We start from the raw sequence: 213 nt of genomic DNA on the forward strand, positions 1-213 counted from the left end.
AATGTTGCCTGAGGGGCCTGCTGTTGACACCGGATGGCAAGCAGAAACCCGAGCAGGTCACACCGGATGCGGTGGTTAAGGATTATCAGGCAGCCAAAGCAACACTGGAGCTAGCGCGCTTTAAGGAACAATGTTGCCTGAGGGGCCTGCTGTTGACACCGGATGGCAAGCAGAAACCCGAGCAGGTCACACCGGATGCGGTGGTTAAGGATT

1 protein-coding gene is annotated in these 213 nt (G+C 56.3%); it reads left to right on the plus strand.

The window, feature by feature from the left end; genetic code table 11:
- Nucleotides 1–213 (plus strand): hypothetical protein (locus AK963_RS34805; protein ID WP_175404864.1); only part of this gene is annotated, 213 nt, incomplete at both ends.

Origin of the sequence: Endozoicomonas atrinae, from assembly GCF_001647025.1 — a bacterium.
GTDB lineage: Bacteria > Pseudomonadota > Gammaproteobacteria > Pseudomonadales > Endozoicomonadaceae > Endozoicomonas > Endozoicomonas atrinae.